We start from the raw sequence: 17,579 nt of genomic DNA on the forward strand, positions 1-17,579 counted from the left end.
TTGTCTCACCTGGGCCGCCGGGACGGCCACGCGGGCGCCGAGCTGCCGGCCCGCATCAGCGCCCGCTGCCAAGCCTTTGAACGCGCACGGGTTCCACACGAGGCGCTCTAGGGCGGCGCGTTTAACCGGGCCTGAACCGCGCGGTTCAGACCGGATTGCCGGCGGCGCCTTACGAAGGGGCATCGGATCGAGCGGATCCGGACCCTTTCAGAGGATGAGATCATGAGCGACGACAAGACCATCGACGGGACCGCGCGGGAGATCCGCGAGCCCGAAGCCGCCGCGCCGGCGTCGAAGGCGATCCCGCGACGGACCTGGGTGGTCGGCGCGGTGGCGCTGCCGCTGGCGCTCGGTGCCGTCGGCCTGTCCCTGGCGCAGGGAACGCCGTTCCAGCCGACGCCGGTCGCGCCGGTGGCGATCCAGGCCCTGGCCCCCTCGGGCGCGACGGCCATCAAGGGCGAGGTCGCGGAGATCTTCGGCAACAAGTTCGTGGTGCAGGACGGGACCGGGCGCGCGCTCGTGGAGACGGGTCGCGAGGGCGAGGACGGCGGCCTCGTCGCCAAGGGCGAGACCGTGACGGTGCAGGGCCGTTTCGAGACCGGCTTCCTGCATGCCCGGATCCTGACCCACGGGGACGGGCGCACGCTGCTGCTCGGGCCGGCGGGCGGTCCGCCGACGGGGAGCCTGGACTGGGCCAAGGACCGGCTCGGTCTCGGGCCGAAGCTCGACACCGCCGCCCTGACCGCATCGGTCCAGGCGGCGGGCTACAGCGACGTGCGGGTCACGGGCCGCGGTCCGCGTCATCTGGAGGTGGCCGCCAAGGACCGGGACGGGCGCGAGCAGCAGCTCCATGTCGGCTTCGACGGTCAGGTGCGCAAGCGGCCGGCGCCGGGCCTCCCGCCGCTGTGAGGTCCGCCGCGGCGGGCGGGACGCATGCAACCCTTCCTCTCCTGCCGCGTCCTCCTGTCTCTCGACCGGCAGGAGGTGCGCGCCATGGAACCGATGAAGCCGATGGAACCGATGAAGCCTATGGAACCCATGAAGCCCATGGAACCGATGAAGGGCATGGAGCCCTGGTGGCCGAAGGATCTCGGCGAGCCCGCGACCAGCGGCGCGCAGAACGGGATGAAATATGCCTTCTTCCCCGACAAGCGCCGCCTGCTGATCGACCGCGACGGGCAGGTCTCGACCTACGACAGCGGCGACCACCGGATCGGCGGCGTCGCGCAGGCGGACGGGACCGCCAAGACCCTGACCTTCACCAGCCAGGACGGCGACGTGGATCTCGGCGCCCTCAAGAAGCTCGGCTGAGCCCCGGCGTGGACAGGCCGGGACGGCGCGCTTAAGCCCGGCCGACCATGCGAGCCGTCCCGCTGACACCCGCGACGCCATGCGCGCGCTGATCGACCTCGTCCGGGCCATGCGGGCCGCCGACCGGCGGCGCCTCGCCCTGATCGCTCTCGGGCTCGCGGTGGCGGCGCTGCTGGAGGTCGTGGGCGTCGCCGCGGTGATCCCGTTCCTGACGCTGGTCGGGGATCCGTCGGCGGCGACCCGGGTCCCCTATCTGGCCCAGGCCCGGAGCGTCCTCGGCCTGACCGACGAGCGCAGCTTCCTGCTGGTCACCGGCGGCGCGGCGCTTACCGCGATCCTCGTCACCGCGCTGGTGAATGCCGGGCTGACCTACGCGCAGCTCCGGTTCACCCATCTGGCCGGCTACGGCTTCAGCCGGCGGCTGCTGTTCCGCTACCTCGACCGGGAGCGGCTGTTCTTCGCGAAAGCCAACAGCGCCGAGCTTGCCAAGAACGTGCTCTCGGAGACCGACCGGCTGGTGATCGGCGCGCTGACGCCCGCCACGGTGCTCGCCTCGCGGGCGAGTTCGGCGCTCGCGGTGATCGCCTTCCTGCTGGCCTACGCGCCGCAGCTCGCGCTGATCCTCGGGGGCGGCTTCGGCGGACTCTATGTCGGGATCTACCTCGTGATGCGCGCCCGGCTCGCCCGGCTGGGCAGCCGCACCGTCGCCGACAACGAGGCCCGCTTCCGGATCGTGCAGGAGACCTTCGGGGCGCTCACCGAGCTGAAGCTCTACGGGCGCGCGGAGGCGTTCGCCTCTCGGTTCGACGCCCCGGCCCGGGCCTACGCCCTCGCCACCGCGGCGAGCCAGCTCACCGGCCAGATGCCGCGCTTCGTCATCGAGGCCCTGGCTTTCGGCGGGGTGATCGTGGTGGTGCTGTTCGCGCTCGCCCAGGGGCTCGACGTCGCCGGGATCCTGCCGCTCCTCGGCCTGTTCGCCTTTGCGGGCTACCGCATGCTGCCGGCCTTCCAGAACATCTTCACCTCGGTGGCGCTGATGCGCTTCACCCTGCCGGCGGTGCGGGTCATCGTCGACGAGCTCGCCGACGAGCGGGAGCCCCTGCCCCGCACCGCCGACAGGCTGCCCTTCGCCCGGGCGATCCGGCTCGAGGGTCTCGGCTTCGATTACGGCACCGGGCGTCCGGCCCTCGCCGGGATCGACCTGACGATCCCGGTCAACACCACGGTCGGCCTCGCCGGGCGCACCGGCTCGGGCAAGTCGACGCTCGCCGGACTGATCCTCGGCGTCCTGAGCCCGACCGCCGGGCAGATCACCGTGGACGGCCGCCCCCTCGATGCCGGGACCCTGCCCGCTTGGCAGAATCGGATCGGCTACGTCCCGCAGGAGGTGTTCCTGGTGGACGGCACCGTGGCGGAGAACATCGCCCTGGGCCTCGACGCGCCGGACCTCGCCGCCGTCGAGCGGGCGGCGCGACTCGCCGGCGCCCACGAGTTCGTCGCCGCCCTGCCCCACGGCTACGCGGAGCGGGTCGGCGAGCGCGGGGCCCGGCTGTCCGGCGGCCAGCGCCAGCGCATCGGCATTGCCCGGGCGCTCTACCACGACCCGGACGTCATCGTGTTCGACGAGGCGACCTCCGCCCTCGACGACGATACGCAGGGCGCCGTGATGCGGGCACTCCGCGCCCTGTCGGGCCGGCGGACGCTGATCCTGATCGCCCACCGGCTGTCGACCCTGGAGGGCGCCGACGCGGTCCACGTCCTGGAGGCGGGCCGGATCGTCGCCTCCGGGCCGCCCGAGGCGGTCCTGCCGGGGCTCGGCACGGCGGCGTGAGCCGGCCCTTGCTGGCCCCTTGCGTCCGGCCCCGCCTCCGTTACCTCGGCTCTCCGAGGCAGACCGGGAGAGCACCGTGACCACGCGCATCGAGCTGACCGCACCGGACGGCACAACCGCGACCCTCGCGACCCACGGGGCCGAGCCGGTCTCCTGGCGGGTCGGCGGGACCGAGTATCTCTGGAGCGGCGATCCCGAGCACTGGAACCGGCACGCGCCCTGGCTCTTCCCGGTCGTCGGCGCCTCGGCGGGCGGGCACGTGACGGTCGGGTCGGAGCGCTACCCGATGGCCCAGCACGGCTTCGCCCGCGACCTGCCCTTCGCGGTGGTGGACCGGAGCGCCGACGCGGTGACCCTGCGCCTGACCGACGGGCCCGAGACGCGGGCGCATTATCCCTTCGCGTTCCGCCTCGATATCACCGCGCGGGTCCGTCCGGCGGGTCTCGACCTCGACGTGACCGTCGCCAATCCCGGCGACGTCCCCCTGCCCTACGCCCTCGGCTTCCACCCGGCCTTCCCGTGGCCCTTCGCGGGGGGCACCCGCGCCCGGGACGGCGGCTACGCGGTGACCTTCGAGCAGGCGGAGCGGCCCTTCGCGCCCCAGGTCGGCCCGGGCGGCCTGCTGCTGCGCGACGAGCAGCCGATCCCCCTCGCCGGGGACACGCTGCCCCTCGATCCGGCGCTCTTCACCGAGGCCTTCGTGTTCCGGAACGCCCGCAGCCGCTGGATGCGCTTCACCGGCCCCGGACGGGCGATCCGCATGGAGATGGCGGATTTTCCCCATCTGGCGGTCTGGACCAAGCCCACCGCGCCGTTCCTGTCGCTGGAATGCTGGACCGGCTACGCCGACTGGTCGGATTTCGCGGGCGACCTCGCCGAGCGCGATTCGCAGCGTCTGCTTGCCCCCGGCGGCACCGCGCATCACGGCGTCCGCCTCACGCTGGACACCTAGCCCGTGCGCGTCTGGGTGGCACGGCCCGAGCCGGGGGCGACACGGACCGGAGCGGCCCTGGCGGCGCAGGGCCACGCGCCGCTCGTCGCGCCCGTTCTGGCGGTGCGGCCGACCGCGGCGGCACCGCCCGCGGGACCCTTCGCCGCCCTGCTCCTCACCAGCGCCAACGCGGTGCCGGCGATCCGGGACGCGCCGCCCCTGCGCGGTCTCCCGGTCTTCGCCGTCGGTGCGCGGACGGCTGCGCTGGCACGCGCGGCCGGCCTCGGTCCCGTGCGCGAGGGGCCGGGCGATGCCGCCGGCCTCGCCGCCCTGGTGGCGGATGCCCTGGCGCCCGGCGAATCCCTTCTCCACGCGACCGGGGCCGAGCGAAAGCCGGAGCCGGCGGCAACGCTGATGGCCGCGGGGTTCCGGATCACCACCTTCGTCGCCTACCGGGCCGAGGCGCTGCGGACGCTCCCGCAGGCGGTGGGCCTCGAGCTCGCCGCGGGACGCCTCGAAGCCGCCTTTCACTATTCCCGGCGCAGCGCCGCCGTCGCCCTCGCCCTCGCGGATGGATCGGGTCATGGCGGAGCTTTCCGCCGCCTGGGGCATTACTGCCTATCGTCGGATGTCGCGGCCCCCCTGGAAGCCGCCGGTGTTCCGGTCCATTTCGTCGCGACACGCCCGCGCGAAGCGGATCTGCTCGACGCCCTGGCGCCGCCACCGGGTTAGCCGTGCGGTGACAGGGAGGCCGGGCCGCCGTATCTCGCCCTCGCGCCCGGCGCCGCCGCGGTGCTAGGGGGGCGCGGCGACGCCGAAGAGTTGGAGGACTTGCCCGTGACGCCACCACCCAGCGACGCCGACAAGCCCGGTCCCGGCGGTCGGAAGCCGGACGCCGCGCCCGGCAAGCCCGGATCGTCCACGCCGCCCGGGGGCGCGTCCCGGTCGCCCGCGACATCGGCGTCCACCGCCTCGGTTTCGGCCTCGACATCCTCGGCGTCCACCGCCGCCGGTGCGAAGCCGAGTGCCTCGGGTCCGGCCGAGACCGTGAAGGGACCGCAGGGATCCCCGCTCGGAACACCGCCCAAGCCGGCGACCGAGCCCGTCGTGTCCGCCAAGCCCGGCACGAGCGACGCCCGACCCGACGGCGTCAAGCCTGGGCCCGGTACCGACGGCCTGAAGCCGACGTCCGGCCCGGCCGCCCAGCCGCCCGGCGCCAAGCCCGATGCGCTCAAGGCCGGGTCCGATAGGATCGAGACGAAGCCGGGCACGACCACCTCGTCGTCGGCAACGGCATCGTCGTCGACGGCCTCCACCACCGCGTCGGCGACCACCGGGGCGACGGCCGATCCGAAGGCCGCACATCCCGGCACCGGCCCCCAGGGCGGTCCCCGTCCGGGCGGTCCCGCTTCGGGTGCCGCGGGTCAGGCGGCCGCCAGTGCGGTGACGGCCGGTCCGATCATCGACCTCAAGGCCAAGCGCATCTCCGATCCGCCGTCGGCCGGCAAGGATGCGGCCAAGGACGCCTTCAAGGATGCCTCCAAGGATGCCCCGAGGGATGGCAAGGAGTCGCCGAAGGGGCCGATCCCCGCGGCGGCCTCCGTCGATCCGGCCAGACCTGCGGCTGGATCGTCTGCCCGGGCGCGGGCCGGGTTCGGATCGATCGCCGCGGCCGGGTTGCTCGGCGGCGTGATCGGCGCCGGCCTGCTGTTCGGTGCCGAGAAGGCCGGGATCGGTCCCGATCCGCGCCTGAACGCCCTGGATCAACGGCTTTCCAGCCAGATCGCGTCCCTCGACAAACGTCTCGACGGGCTGGCCCCGCGCGATGCGCTGGCGGCCCTCGACAAGCGCGTCGCCACCGCGGAATCGAGCGCCAAGCAGGCCCTGGACAAGGCCGGCGCGGCCCCGGCGGCCGCGACGGACGGCCAGGCCTCCGGTGCGGCGCCGGCCGTGCCGCCGGATCTCGTCGCCCGCCTCGACAACCTCGACCAGCGCGTCGCCGCGCTCCAGGAGGAGCCCGGCCAGGAGCCGGGCCGGGACCAGTCGGCGGGCGCGAAGCTCGGCGTGGTCCAGGACAACGCGAAGCAGATCGCCGATCTCGAGACCCGCCTGAAGGCGGTGGAAGACGCTGGCGGCGACAAGGGGGCGGCCGAGGACGCGTCCCGGAAGATCGCGGCGCTGCAGGGCGAGGTGGAGCAGAAGACCAAGGCGAATGCCGAGGCCGACGCGGCGCTCGGTCAACGCCTCGACGCGCTGCAACAGGCCCTCGACGCGCGGGTGAAGGCGGCCACGGAGGCGGTCCAGGCCGCCGCCCAGGCGAGCCGCACCGCCGCCGAGGCGGGGCAGACCCAGGCCGCCGAGTCCGCGAAGGCGGTGGATCGGCGTCTGCAGGAGCAGGCCGATCAGATCGCTGCGCTGGACAAGAGTGTGGCGCAGCGCGCCGAGGCCAGCACCGTTCAGGCGGCTCTGCGGGTCGTGGTCGCCGATCGCGTGGCGGCCGCCCTCGAATCCGGCACGGCCTATGCGGAGCCGCTGGCGACCCTGCGCAAGCTCGATCCGGGCACCGAAGCGCAGGCCAAGGCCCTCGCCCCCTTCGCCGAGGGCGGCGCGCCCTCGGCGGCGGATCTCGCCGACACGTTCCGGCCGATCGCCGAGCGGATCGCGGCCAAGCGGCAGGCGCAGCGGGCCAAGAGCGCCGCGGAGACCGGGGATTTCCGCTCCAAGCTCCTCAGCATGGCCGACGGTCTCGTGCAGATCCGCAAGGCCGACGCGCCCGCCCCCGAGGCTTCCGACGCTCCGGAGGGCAAGGTCCAGGCGGCCCTCGACCGCGGCGACCTCACGGCGGCCTCGGCGGCCTTCGCGGCGCTCCCGGCCGAGGCCCAGGAGCCGGCCGGCGATTTCGGTGCCAAGCTGAAGGCCCGGGCCGAGGCCGAGCAGGCCGTGCGCACCCTCCTCGACAGCGCCTTCAAGGCCCTGCCGGTCGGCGCCGCCCAACCGGCCCAGGCCGCCCCCGGGCGCTAGTCCGGTGACGGACCCGATCCGCGCCCTGCGCGGCCGCACCCTCTCCGAGCGGACGCGCAGGCGCCCCGCTCCTCCCGCCCCCCGCGACGGCCGCCAGCCGGCCGCCGACAGGAGACACTGACCCCATGTGGCGCGCCCTCGCCTTCCTGGCCCTGCTCGCACTCGCCGCCTTCGGAGCGGTCTGGATCGCCGACAGGCCCGGTACCGTCACCGTCGTCTGGAACGGCTACCAGATCGGCACCAGCCTCGCGGTCGCCCTCGTCGGGGTGATCGCGGCGGCGATCGTCCTGGGCGTGCTCTGGGCGATCGTGCGCGGCGTCATCGGCCTGCCGGAGGCCCTGGTCCGCGGCTCCGCCGAGCGGCGCCGCGCCAAGGGCCTCTCCGCCCTCTCCCGCGGCATGGTGGCGGTGGGCTCGGGCGATCCCCTGGCGGCCCGCCGCTTCGCGGGCGACGCCGAGCGGCTCCTCGGCACCGAGCCGCTGACCCTGCTGCTCAAGGCCCAGGCCGCGCAGATCTCCGGCGACCGGGACGCCGCCGAAAGCGCCTTCCAGCGCATGGTCGACGATCCCGAGACCCGGGTCCTGGGCCTGCGCGGCCTGTTCGTGGAGGCCCGGCGCCGGGAGGACGAGACGGCCGCCCGCGCCTACGCCACCGAGGCTGCCCGCCTCGCGCCGAGCGTCACCTGGGCCAACGAGGCCCTGCTCGAGGCGCAGAGCGCCGACGGCGACTGGGCCGCCGCCCTGGAGACCATCGAGCGCCGCTCGTCCCTCGGCCTGATCGACAAGGCCACCGCCCGGCGGCAGCGGGCCGTGCTGCTGACCGCGATCGCCGGCGAGCGCGAGGCCGGCGAGCCGGAACTCGCCGCGGAGCGCATCCTGCAGGCGGTCAAGCTCGCCCCCGATCTCGTCCCGGCGGCCTGCATCGCCGGACGCCTCCTCGCCCGCCGCGGCGACGTCAAGAAGGCGGCCCGGATCGTCGAGGCGGCCTGGAAGGCCAATCCCCATCCCGACCTCGCCAAGGTCTATCTCGGGCTGCGGCCCGGCGATTCGGTCCGCGACCGTCTCGCCCGCGCCGAGGTCCTGGCGAAGCTGTCCGTCTGGGATCCGGAATCCCGGCTCGCCCTGGGGCAGGCCGCCCTCGACGCGCGGGATTACAAGCGGGCCCGCGAGGCCGTGAAGCCCCTGCTCACCGACCGGCCGACCGCCCGCGCCTGCCTGATGATGGCGGCCATCGAGGAGGCCGAACACGGCGCCGCCTCCGGCCAGGCCCGCGAGTGGCTGGCCCGGGCCGCCCGCGCCCCGCGCGACCGCGTCTGGATCGCCGATGGCATCGCCACCGAAACCTGGGCGCCGGTCTCGCCGGTGACCGGACGCCTCGACGCCTTCACGTGGCGCGAGCCGCCGAACACTCTGGCCGCCGCACCCGCGGTGGAGCCGGAAGCGGAGTCGGCCGCCCCGGCCCTCGTCCCGGCCGCGACGCGCCCCTCTGCGCCCGTCCCCGGATCGGTCGCCCCGTCGGCTTCTGCACTGTCTTCTGCATCGGCCTCTGCAGCGGTCGCCACCGGACCGGGAACGCCGGTGCCTGTACCCACCGTCCTGCCGGCGAAGGCAGCCAGCGCGAAGACCGCCGGCGCCGATCCGGTCTCGGCCGGGATGGCGGCCGCAGCGCTGCCGCCGGGATCGGCGGATCGCGCCGTTCGTCGGATGGGATGACCGGCCGCGCCAAGCGCCGATCATCCCCGCAGATCATGACAGGACCGGCGCGACTTCACGGAGAGGTCGCGCCGTTCGTCTACTGGCAGTTGAATGTGCCGGCTCGCCCTATAGCGTGTGCTCAGAGCCGTCGACCGAGGGTCCGATCATCCGCCAGACTGCACAGAGCCCGCACGCGGCGTCGATGACGCCGGGTCGGGGCAGCCTTCCGCCTCGCGCGGTGCGACCATGACCCTCAACGACGATGACGGGGAGCCGCGTCGGCAGGTGGGAGCCTTGCCGTTCCGGCGCGGGCGGGATGGCCAGCCCAAGATCCTGCTGGTGACGTCGCGGGAAAGCCGTCGGTGGGTCATCCCGAAAGGGTGGCCGATGAAGGGGCGCAAGCCGTTCGAGGCGGCCGCGCGGGAGGCCTACGAGGAGGCGGGCCTGCGCGGTGCGGTCGGCAAGCGTCCGATCGGCTTCTACCTCTACCAGAAGCGCCTGAGGAACCTCGACACCGTCCTGTGCCAAGTGAAGGTCTTTCCCCTCGAGGTGCGCAAGCAGCTCAAGGACTTTCCCGAGGCGCGTCAACGGGACCTGCGCTGGTTCACACCGGTGGAAGCCGCCGAGGCGGTCTCCGAGCCGGGCCTCGCGGCCCTGATCCGGGCCGCATCGCGCACGTAAAATGCGCGGAAGCGCAACACGGCGTTGCCAACGCGGCGGCGATCCGTTATGGCCCCACTCGGCCGGACGGACACGCCCCCCGCGGGGGCGCCCCGGTCACCTGCTGCGGTAGCTCAGTGGTAGAGCACTTCATTGGTAATGAAGAGGTCGAGAGTTCAATCCTCTCTCGCAGCACCAGAAACCTTCTCGATCTGATCACCGGTCCGGCTGACGCTGCGGGTTCCTCGACGGGTCCCGGCGCAGACTGAGGATCGCAGCGGCTGCCCTGCCGACATCATCCGCGGAAGGGGACGTGCGGACGTGAACTCGACAGCCCTGTTCACCATGCTGGGCCTCGTCTTCGGCTGGGCGGTCCTGGCCGGCGCGGCCCTGATCACCGGCCGGCTCGCCACCTTCGCGTTTCTGATCCTGACGCTGATCGCTCTCTACCTGTATGTGCCGTGGGTCCGGCTGCGCGCCAGCGGGATCGAAGGCTCCAGCCGGCCGGTGCGCTTCTGGACGAACGTCGCCATGCTGGGGGTCAGCCTCGCCGCCTGCCTCGCCTTCGCGATCATGCTCGCCCGCCGAGCCGGGCTCCTCTGAGCTCCGGGACGTCGGTGCGGCATCCTCGTGAGGCCGCACGGGCCGCGACTGCCGGACCGGGGACGCTTGCACGGTGCCCGGCCGGAGGCGCCTGCCAAGCGCCCTGAACCGGGGTTGGTCTCCCTTAACATACGTTATGTAATACGAGATGTTCTGGCGCGGGAATGATCGAGATTGACCGTGCCAATAGCCTGATCGAGCTTAAGAAAATAGCTTTGACCAAATATTGTTCGTTATAAATAGATCGAGGAATCGAACCGTCGTTCTGACGCGGGGTTGGACAGGGTGAGAGGCTCGATGCTCCCACGGGGGTGCCGAGCCGACGGCCGATCGTGCGGTGGGCTTGAGCACGCCGTGCCTCTCGCGAGGGACAGATACCATGTACTATCACGACAAGCGTCTTCAGTATCCGGTCAAGGTCGACAGCCCCGACCCGATCTATGCCCGCATGCTCCAGCAGGCGATCGGCGGAATCGAAGGTGAGATCCGGGTCTGTATGCAGTACTTCTTCCAGGCCTGGGGCAATCGTGCTCCGACCACGAAGTACCGGGACATGCTGCTCGCCACCGCGACCGAGGAACTCGGCCATATCGAGATGCTCGCGACGGCGGTCGCGCTGAATCTTGAGAACGCGCCGACCAAGGTGCAGGAGGCCGGGGCGGCCGACGCGATCGTGGGGGCCATCATGGGCGGTGAGAACCCGCGCCACATCGCCGAGGGCATGCTGCACAAGACATTGCTGTCCACCGGCATGGCCGCCTTCCCGGGCAATTCCGACGGCCTGCCCTTCGACATGAGCCACGTCTACGCCAGCGGCAACATTGCGGCCGACATGTACTGCAACGTCGCCGCCGAGAGCACCGGCCGCGTCCTCGCAGTGCGGCTATACAACGCCACGACCGACGCCGGCATGCGGGACATGTGGAGCTTCCTCATCGCCCGCGACACCATGCACCAGCAGCAATGGCTGGCGGTGATCGAGGAACTCGGCGGCCACGCGGGCACCCTGCCGATCCCGAACTCCTTCCCGCAGGAGAAGGAGAACCAGAAGTTCAACTACGCCTTCTTCGGGACGTCGGCGGACGGTTCGCCGCCGCCGGCCGGCCGCTGGACGCAGGGCCCCTCCCTCGACGGCAAGGGCACGTTCAGCGTCGTCCAGAACCAGCCGATGGGCGAGGAGCCGGTGCTCGGCCCGGCGCGGCCCGACAGCGGCGCCGAGTCCCAGCAGATCGGCTGATCGACCGGACGCTCCGATCCGCGCGCCCTCCGGTCGAGGCGTTTTCCTCGGAGGGATCCGCGCCCTGCGGTCCATCGGTCGGGGCGCGGGGCGGACCACGCGGCACAGTCGGCGAGGGTCGCGGCCGGTCGGCACGGCCGCGACGAGATCCGGCGGATCCGGGCGGCGGCCGGGCCCCCCGAGGGGCACCTCCCGATCGTCGGCCCGCATGGCACCGAGGGGGGCACTGCGGGCTTGCGCGTGGTGGCGCGCGATCCGGGTCGGGCGTCGGCGGCCCGCGATGCCTGAGACCGGAGCGGCGTTCGGATCTGCGGTCCGGGCGTCTCCCGTTGGCCGGCGGTGGCTCAGTGCCGGGTCCGCGTCCCGACGGCCGTGTCCGGGCCGCTGCGCGCCGCGAAGCGGGCGAGCCGGCCACGGCTCGGCTCCTCGAGGCCACCGGCATGCGCAAAGGTCGTCAGGGCGATGCCGACGAGAAAGCGGGCCTCAGCGGCCGTCACGGAGCGACCGCTCAAGGTGCTGGCCGCGCCTCGTACGGCGCTGACGGCTTCTTGGAAGGCGGGATCCATCTCGAGATCCGAGAGTCTGGTCATGGAGTCGATCCTTGTGTTCAACCCGCCGCGCCTGACCCCGTGTCGAAGACGACATGCGGAGCGGCGCGGTCTCGGACGGCGTCGCCACAGATTCGGCGCCGGGGCGTAGCGTTTTTCAGCGCGTCCAATGCCATCGAAACCCTCCTCGTTCCGGGGCGTTTCTCGTGTCCGCCGCGCCGACCGGCATGTTTCTGTCCATATATATTCGTATTGGCTGATCTATGTTGCGGCGAGTGTGACATATTCCGGGATTAATATCCGAAATCATGTTTTCATCCTGTTCAGGTGATCGGCTATCATGCTCGGAGTCTTGCTGGACGCTGATACAATCGACCCACCGGCGCCCCGGCTCCCCGACAGCGTGCAATCTCATCTCGGCCATCTGCTGGCGGCGACTTACGCGCAGGACGCCGTTGAGCCGACGATCGCGGAGCGCTTCGCCGAACTGCTGAGGTTGCTGGACGGTGCCTTCGGCGAGGCGCAAGACGGCCGTGAGAAGGAATTCCAGGCCTCGCTCCTGGGCATGGTGCCGAATCTGCAGCGCTTCGCGCGCTCGCTGCTGCGCAACCACGTCGGTGCCGACGACCTGCTGCAGAACACGCTTCTACGGGCTTGGCGCTCGCGCGCCAGCTTCGTACCGGGCACCAACCTGGAAGCGTGGCTGTTCACGATCATGCGCAACGCGTTCTACAACGAGCACCGGAGGCACGGGCGCGAGGTGCAGGACGAGGATGGAGCGCAGGCGGAGCGGATGGTCTCGCTGCCCGAGCAGGGCGGCCATCTCGACCTGAGCGACGTCCAGGCGGCCCTCGGTCGTCTCACGCCGCCGATGCGGCAAGCGCTCGTGCTCGTGGCGATCGAGAACCTGACCTACGAGGAGACCGCCGCGATCATGCGGTGCCGGATCGGCACGGTGAAGAGCCGGGTCTGGCGGGCCCGGACGCAACTCGCGCAGATGCTGGGCTATACCGGCCTCGAGATCGGTAGCGACGACGTCATGCTGGCCGCCGCCGGCCCGAAAGGCTGGAAAACCGCCGCCGTCGCGTGACGGCGACACGGGATCGGGGTCGCAAGCGGCCCGTTCGGGGCGTAGGGTCGCCCCTCGATCCTGGGCTCAGGGAGCCACCGTTTCCCATGTCGCCGCGCGTTCTGATGTCCGGTGCTGTTGTGTTCGGTCTGGCTCTGGCGAGCGGAGCGCAGGCGACTCCAGGACCCGCGGTGCGGGCCTGGCTCTCGGACCTCGTCACGCGGATCGATGCCGCCGACCGCGCTCAGAGGGGATCGGGTACGGCTCGGGGCGGCGGAACCGTGCTGGTCCACGTCCAGATCGGTCCGGACGGGGCGGTGCAGAGCGCGGAGATCGAGCAGAGTTCGGGCTCGCCGAAACTCGATCAGCGCGCGCTCCGCGCCCTGCAGGGGATCAGCCCGACCTCCGCCCCGCCGCCCGCTCTCCTGAGCGGGGACGGGATCGTCGATCTCAGCATCCCGGTGGAACTCGGCCACTGAGCTCCGGCAGCCGGTGGCGGCGCCCGGAGAACGGGTTGTGCATCCCGGCTTCGTCTTCGATCGCCCCGCCGGCCTGTCTGCGCCGCTCCGTCAACCTGGCGTCGACGTCGCCACGATGATTGCAGCCCGCGGGCCGACGATCCGTTCGGTCAAGAATCTTCGCCGAAATCCGCCCCGAGATAGGCGCCGACGAGATACCCGGCCTGATGGGCGGTGAGATAGGCGAACAGCAGTAGGATCTTCTCGGCGTCGAGATGCGTCCATACGAAGGCCCACAGGCCCAGCCACCCGATGCTGACCAGCATCGAGCTGGCTATCAGAACCGCTGCCCGATACCGCCAGCCCTCCCATACGCCCACCGCGAAGAGCAGGGCAGCAACCAGCAACGGGCCGTCTCCTTCCGCGCGAAAAGATAAACTTTTACGCGTTAAGTCTCTGTGGGTTCACAAACATTCAATGGGCTGACCGACCTTCGGGGGTGCGGTTTAATATTGTATGAACTCGGTCCGTCCTTCCGGTCGGCCGAACCTTGGCGATGCATCGGCCGGCTCCCGGAGCGCGGTCTCCTCGAGCCGACCGGTCGATGAGGCGCAGGCGGCAAGGTCCGCCTGCCCAGTCGCTCGGAAACGGAATCGGCACGGCAAACATTGATCGTATCGATATGCGGTATCGATTGCATCTGTTTGGATCATGTTGCTCTGCAACGTAAATACCCCCTCGAAGCCGGGCACGACCCGGATAACGAGAGGACTTCGCATCATGACCGTTCGCACCATCGTTCTCGCCGCCCTCGCCGCCGTTCCGATGATCGGCACCGCCCTGGCCGACGAGACCATCGCGCTGACTCCCCCGCTCTACCGTGAGCAGGCGCGTCCCACCGCCGCGGTTCGTCCGGCCTCGGAGCTGACCACGACGCCGCGTCTTGTCCCGGCGAGCCCGGCCTCGCGGCGGGTCGTCGCCACCGCGGTCTCGACCCGCTGAGGCGGGCGATGGCCGCGATCCGGCGCCACCGGGTCCATCCGGTGGCGCCGGCCGCGTCGCCGGATCGCCCGCGCCGCGCTTGGAAGACCGCCGCCGTGCCCGCGCACCCCGTCCTGCGTGCCGCAGGCGCCATCCTCCATCGCCGACCGGATTGCCGCGGAGGATTGGCCTCCGCTTGACGGGCCTGCCACCGTCCGCCCGTTCAGGCCGGGCAGGGCTTGCCGCCGGGCAGAACCACCTCGCTCTGTCCGTTGTAGATCTCGCCCCCGCGCACCGGCCAGACCTTTCTGGACCGGAAGGTCCACCGGGTCAGCTTCGAGAGCACCGGGAAGATCGGATTATAGATCATCGTCACCTCCGACACGACGAAGCGATCGCCGTTTCGGGTCATCCCCGGGGGCGGTGGGCCGAGGGAGGTGCCGGCCGCGTAGGCCTGCCCATTGGATTCGGCACTCGAGCAGACCTTGGTCGTCGCCGAGCTGCCGTCGCTGTAGGTGCCCGCGGCCGTCAGCACGATGCTCGCGCCGCTCACGTCGTAGGGGTTGGAGATCGCGCTGGTCGCGGCGAAGACCGGTTTCAGGTCGGCGTAGCTGCCGCGGGCGATCAGATCCGCCATCGTGGCCGACGCGTTGTCGAGCCGCTTCCCGATCATGAAGGCGCGGGGCAACTCGATCGACCCCATCAGGATCAGCAGCAGGATCGGCGCGATCACGCTGAACTCGATCGCGCTGACGCCGTCCCGGCTGCCGATCAGGCCGGTCAGGCCCGCGCGGGGACGGAGGCTCAGCACGGTTTGGGCTCGTAATCCTCGGCCCGGAAGATCTCGGTGGTGACGAGCAGCTGCGACTTGTCGGACATGATCCGCCCGGTGAAGTCCAGCATCTGGAAGAGGCGCATCACCGGCACGGCGACCCGGACCGTCACCGTATCGCCGCCCTGCGGGCATTCGAACCGGGTGCCGAAGCCCGTCGTCCACGTCTTCGTGGTCTTGTCGAACGGCTCCGCCGGCTGCGATGCCGAGAACGAAGCCGTCCGCGACACGTCGAGGCGCAGATCGGCGCAGGGGAACAGCGCCGACGGGCCGGCACAGACGAGCTTGCGCAAGCGCTGGCTTGGATCGCTGCCGTCGGCGCCGTCCTGAAAGGCGCCCGTGCGCAGCTGGCGCACGCTGCGGTCGACGGCGATATCGAGGGTCTGCTGCTCGATGGCGACGACGCCGGATTCCGCCACGACGCCCAGAAGTGCCAGGAACGGCGCCGCCAGGAGCGCGAACTCCACCGCCGAGGCGCCGCCGCGGTGGCCGCGCAGCCGTCGGATCCCTCCGTCGGTGCCAGCCCGGCCGCCCGGCTCGCGTGTGCGCCAGACAGTCGCGACGCGCCGCAAGATGCCCATCATGACAAACGAACTCTGCAGGTCCTGTGCCTGCTGCCGTCCCAGCTCAACGGCCGGACGAAGCTAGATGTAAGATCGGCTCGTTTAGAAAACGTTCAAACATGAGTAGAATTTGCCACCTTATCGAGGTTCGGCGGCGACGAGTCTGTGGAGGACTGTCTTTTCGCGCTTTAGTTGTATATAATTCGATTATACACTCTTCTGCTTGTATCGCGGCCCTGTGTTCCGGGGCGAGCGGTCTTCGGTTTGCAAGGGGTCCGACGATTTTCACAGCCAAGCGTGGCCGGACGGGCGGCGCTGGCATTTTGGCGTTCCAACGCGACGGATTCTTAGGAGCTGGGCGCTAGCCAGGTCGGGTCGGCGGTTGGTGCAGTCGCGATGGCCGCACCGATCCCGCCCGGGGAGAACTGCCCATTTTACCCTTCTGGAGAGCGCTCCGCATCGGCTCGCGCGCCCTGGCGGACCGGTCCGGCTCGGTGGCCCTGACCTTCGGTCTGAGCGCCGTGGTGCTGCTCGGCCTGACCGGCGGCGGCATCGACTATGCCCGCCTCGCCTCCCGGCGCAGCCAGCTCCAGAACGCGGCCGATGCCGGCGTTCTGGCGGCGGGCAATTACCTCAAGCTGGCTGTCGCGACCTCGGCGGCGGCCAAGAGTATCGTGGTCGACACGATCCAGGCCCAGGCGGCGCCCCGCACCGAGAGCCCGTATGCGCTCCAGGTCGACGTGGCGGACGACAGGACCAGCGTCGCCGTGACGGTCGACGAGACCGTCAAGCTCGCCTTCGGCGGCTTCGTCGGCGTGCCGATGGTCAAGGTCGCGGTGCGCTCGAAGGCGCGCGTCGTCGGCAAGATGCGCCTGTGCCTGCTCACGCTGGATCCGCTCGCCGACGGGGCCTTCGAACTGGAGAAGAGCGCCGAGGTCACGGCCCAGGACTGTTCGCTCTACAGCAACTCGCTGAGCCCTCGCGGCATGGTCGGCAAGGACAACGCCTATGCCCGGGCACAGACCATCTGCACCGCGGGCGGCTTCGACGGCGCCCGCGCGAATTTTGCCCCGCCGCCGCAGACGAGCTGTCCGCCCATCCAGGATCCGCTGAAGGACCGGGCGCCACCGCCGATCGGCGCCTGCACGGCGATCCCGGCCTCGGCCAACAGCAAGCGCGACACCAGCGGCAATCTCGTCGATCAGAGCGTGACCCTCGATCCGGGCACCTATTGCGGCGGCCTGCACATCACCAAGAGCGCCTCCGTCGCGTTGCGCGCCGGCACCTATGTGATGAAGGACGGGCCGCTCATCGTCGATAAGGATGCCGCCATGACCGGCATCGACGTCGCCTTCTACTTCACCGGCAACAAGGGCGGCCTCGTCTTCGACAAGAAGACCACGGTCAGTCTGTCGGCGCCGACCACAGGTCCCATGGCCGGCCTGCTGATGATGGAGGAGCGGGTGGTCAGCGATCCGGTCGACCCCACCCAGGCCGTTCTCGGGGATGTATTGAGCCCGATCGTGCCGACGCCGCCGCCGCTGGCCGCGACCAAGCCGATGCGGACTTACCGGATCATCAGCGACAATGCGCGGACCATGTTGGGCACGCTCTATCTGCCGGCGGGCCGCGTGGTGATCGACGCGAGCAAACCCGTTGCCGACCAATCGGCCTACACGGTGATCGTGGCCCAGCAGGTCAACCTCTACGAGGGTCCGAATCTCTATCTGAACGCGAATTACGACGCGACGAGCGTGCCGGTGCCCAAGGGGGTCGGCCCCCTCTCGGGCAAGCTGCTGCTCTCGCAATAGCGGAAGCCACGATGCCGATCCTCCGCTGC

At 71.1% G+C, this 17,579-nt stretch carries 18 protein-coding genes and 1 tRNA gene; 15 read left to right on the forward strand and 4 right to left on the reverse strand.

Going from position 1 to position 17,579, the window contains the following annotated elements; all coding sequences use genetic code 11:
• The first annotated feature begins 222 nt into the window (after positions 1-222).
• From BM396_RS19935 to BM396_RS19985, 11 genes are all read left to right on the forward strand, one after another.
• A complete protein-coding gene (locus tag BM396_RS19935) occupies positions 223-909 on the forward strand; it encodes a DNA-binding protein (protein WP_043356205.1) in 687 nt (228 codons plus the stop codon).
• 24 nt (positions 910-933) lie between these two features.
• Positions 934-1,311: a hypothetical protein gene (locus BM396_RS19940; RefSeq protein WP_236952929.1), complete on the forward strand. Its 378-nt coding sequence runs from the start codon at positions 934-936 to the stop codon at positions 1,309-1,311.
• 79 nt (positions 1,312-1,390) lie between these two features.
• Positions 1,391-3,142, forward strand: coding sequence for an ABC transporter ATP-binding protein (locus BM396_RS19945; RefSeq protein ID WP_043381880.1), 1,752 nt, complete (start codon positions 1,391-1,393; stop codon positions 3,140-3,142).
• A 76-nt stretch (positions 3,143-3,218) separates the two neighbouring features.
• Positions 3,219-4,094 (forward strand): aldose 1-epimerase family protein, encoded by an 876-nt coding sequence (locus BM396_RS19950; protein WP_043381877.1) that lies wholly within the window; start codon positions 3,219-3,221, stop codon positions 4,092-4,094.
• A gap of 3 nt (positions 4,095-4,097) precedes the next feature.
• On the forward strand, positions 4,098-4,805 hold the full coding sequence (locus tag BM396_RS19955; RefSeq protein WP_043381875.1) for a uroporphyrinogen-III synthase: 708 nt from the start codon (positions 4,098-4,100) through the stop codon (positions 4,803-4,805).
• Between the two features lie 375 nt (positions 4,806-5,180).
• Positions 5,181-7,094: a translation initiation factor 2 gene (locus BM396_RS19960; protein WP_244538910.1), complete on the forward strand. Its 1,914-nt coding sequence runs from the start codon at positions 5,181-5,183 to the stop codon at positions 7,092-7,094.
• A 125-nt stretch (positions 7,095-7,219) separates the two neighbouring features.
• Entirely contained in the window at positions 7,220-8,806 is a 1,587-nt protein-coding gene (locus BM396_RS19965) for a heme biosynthesis protein HemY (protein WP_043381868.1), read from the forward strand.
• Positions 8,807-9,034: 228 nt separating this feature from the next.
• Positions 9,035-9,469, forward strand: coding sequence for an NUDIX hydrolase (locus BM396_RS19970; RefSeq protein ID WP_043353036.1), 435 nt, complete (start codon positions 9,035-9,037; stop codon positions 9,467-9,469).
• A gap of 102 nt (positions 9,470-9,571) precedes the next feature.
• Positions 9,572-9,646: transfer RNA gene (locus BM396_RS19975), tRNA-Thr, on the forward strand.
• 123 nt (positions 9,647-9,769) lie between these two features.
• The gene (locus BM396_RS19980; protein WP_043353034.1) at positions 9,770-10,051 is read left to right on the forward strand and encodes a hypothetical protein; all 282 of its coding nucleotides are present in this window, start codon (positions 9,770-9,772) and stop codon (positions 10,049-10,051) included.
• 379 nt (positions 10,052-10,430) lie between these two features.
• Complete coding sequence (locus BM396_RS19985; protein ID WP_043353032.1) at positions 10,431-11,288, forward strand: manganese catalase family protein; 858 nt, start codon at positions 10,431-10,433, stop codon at positions 11,286-11,288.
• 344 nt (positions 11,289-11,632) lie between these two features.
• Here the strand turns inward: BM396_RS19985 and BM396_RS19990 are convergent, their stop codons facing one another.
• Positions 11,633-11,878 carry a hypothetical protein gene (locus tag BM396_RS19990; RefSeq protein ID WP_043381866.1) on the reverse strand — a complete coding sequence of 82 codons (246 nt, stop codon included), beginning with the start codon at positions 11,876-11,878 and terminating at the stop codon, positions 11,633-11,635.
• Between the two features lie 298 nt (positions 11,879-12,176).
• Between BM396_RS19990 and BM396_RS19995 the strand changes: the two genes are divergently transcribed.
• Positions 12,177-12,926 carry a sigma-70 family RNA polymerase sigma factor gene (locus tag BM396_RS19995; protein WP_051044873.1) on the forward strand — a complete coding sequence of 250 codons (750 nt, stop codon included), beginning with the start codon at positions 12,177-12,179 and terminating at the stop codon, positions 12,924-12,926.
• A gap of 86 nt (positions 12,927-13,012) precedes the next feature.
• Entirely contained in the window at positions 13,013-13,384 is a 372-nt protein-coding gene (locus BM396_RS20000; protein WP_043353029.1) for a cell envelope integrity TolA family protein, read from the forward strand.
• 149 nt (positions 13,385-13,533) lie between these two features.
• Here the strand turns inward: BM396_RS20000 and BM396_RS20005 are convergent, their stop codons facing one another.
• Positions 13,534-13,770, reverse strand: coding sequence for a hypothetical protein (locus tag BM396_RS20005; RefSeq protein WP_043353028.1), 237 nt, complete (start codon positions 13,768-13,770; stop codon positions 13,534-13,536).
• Positions 13,771-14,143: 373 nt separating this feature from the next.
• Between BM396_RS20005 and BM396_RS20010 the strand changes: the two genes are divergently transcribed.
• On the forward strand, positions 14,144-14,365 hold the full coding sequence (locus tag BM396_RS20010) for a hypothetical protein (protein WP_078946968.1): 222 nt from the start codon (positions 14,144-14,146) through the stop codon (positions 14,363-14,365).
• 202 nt (positions 14,366-14,567) lie between these two features.
• On the opposite strand, the gene BM396_RS20015 is transcribed toward BM396_RS20010, so the two are convergent.
• A complete protein-coding gene (locus BM396_RS20015; RefSeq protein ID WP_043353026.1) occupies positions 14,568-15,155 on the reverse strand; it encodes a TadE/TadG family type IV pilus assembly protein in 588 nt (195 codons plus the stop codon).
• A complete protein-coding gene (locus BM396_RS20020) occupies positions 15,149-15,760 on the reverse strand; it encodes a TadE/TadG family type IV pilus assembly protein (RefSeq protein WP_051044870.1) in 612 nt (203 codons plus the stop codon). The genes BM396_RS20015 and BM396_RS20020 overlap by 7 nt, the downstream gene beginning before the upstream one ends.
• 410 nt (positions 15,761-16,170) lie before the next feature.
• On the opposite strand from BM396_RS20020, the gene BM396_RS20025 reads away from it, so the two are divergent.
• Entirely contained in the window at positions 16,171-17,550 is a 1,380-nt protein-coding gene (locus BM396_RS20025) for a TadE/TadG family type IV pilus assembly protein (RefSeq protein WP_348273025.1), read from the forward strand.
• Positions 17,551-17,579: the final 29 nt, after the last annotated feature.

Origin of the sequence: Methylobacterium sp. UNCCL125, assembly GCF_900116795.1 — a bacterium.
Taxonomy (GTDB): domain Bacteria; phylum Pseudomonadota; class Alphaproteobacteria; order Rhizobiales; family Beijerinckiaceae; genus Methylobacterium; species Methylobacterium fujisawaense.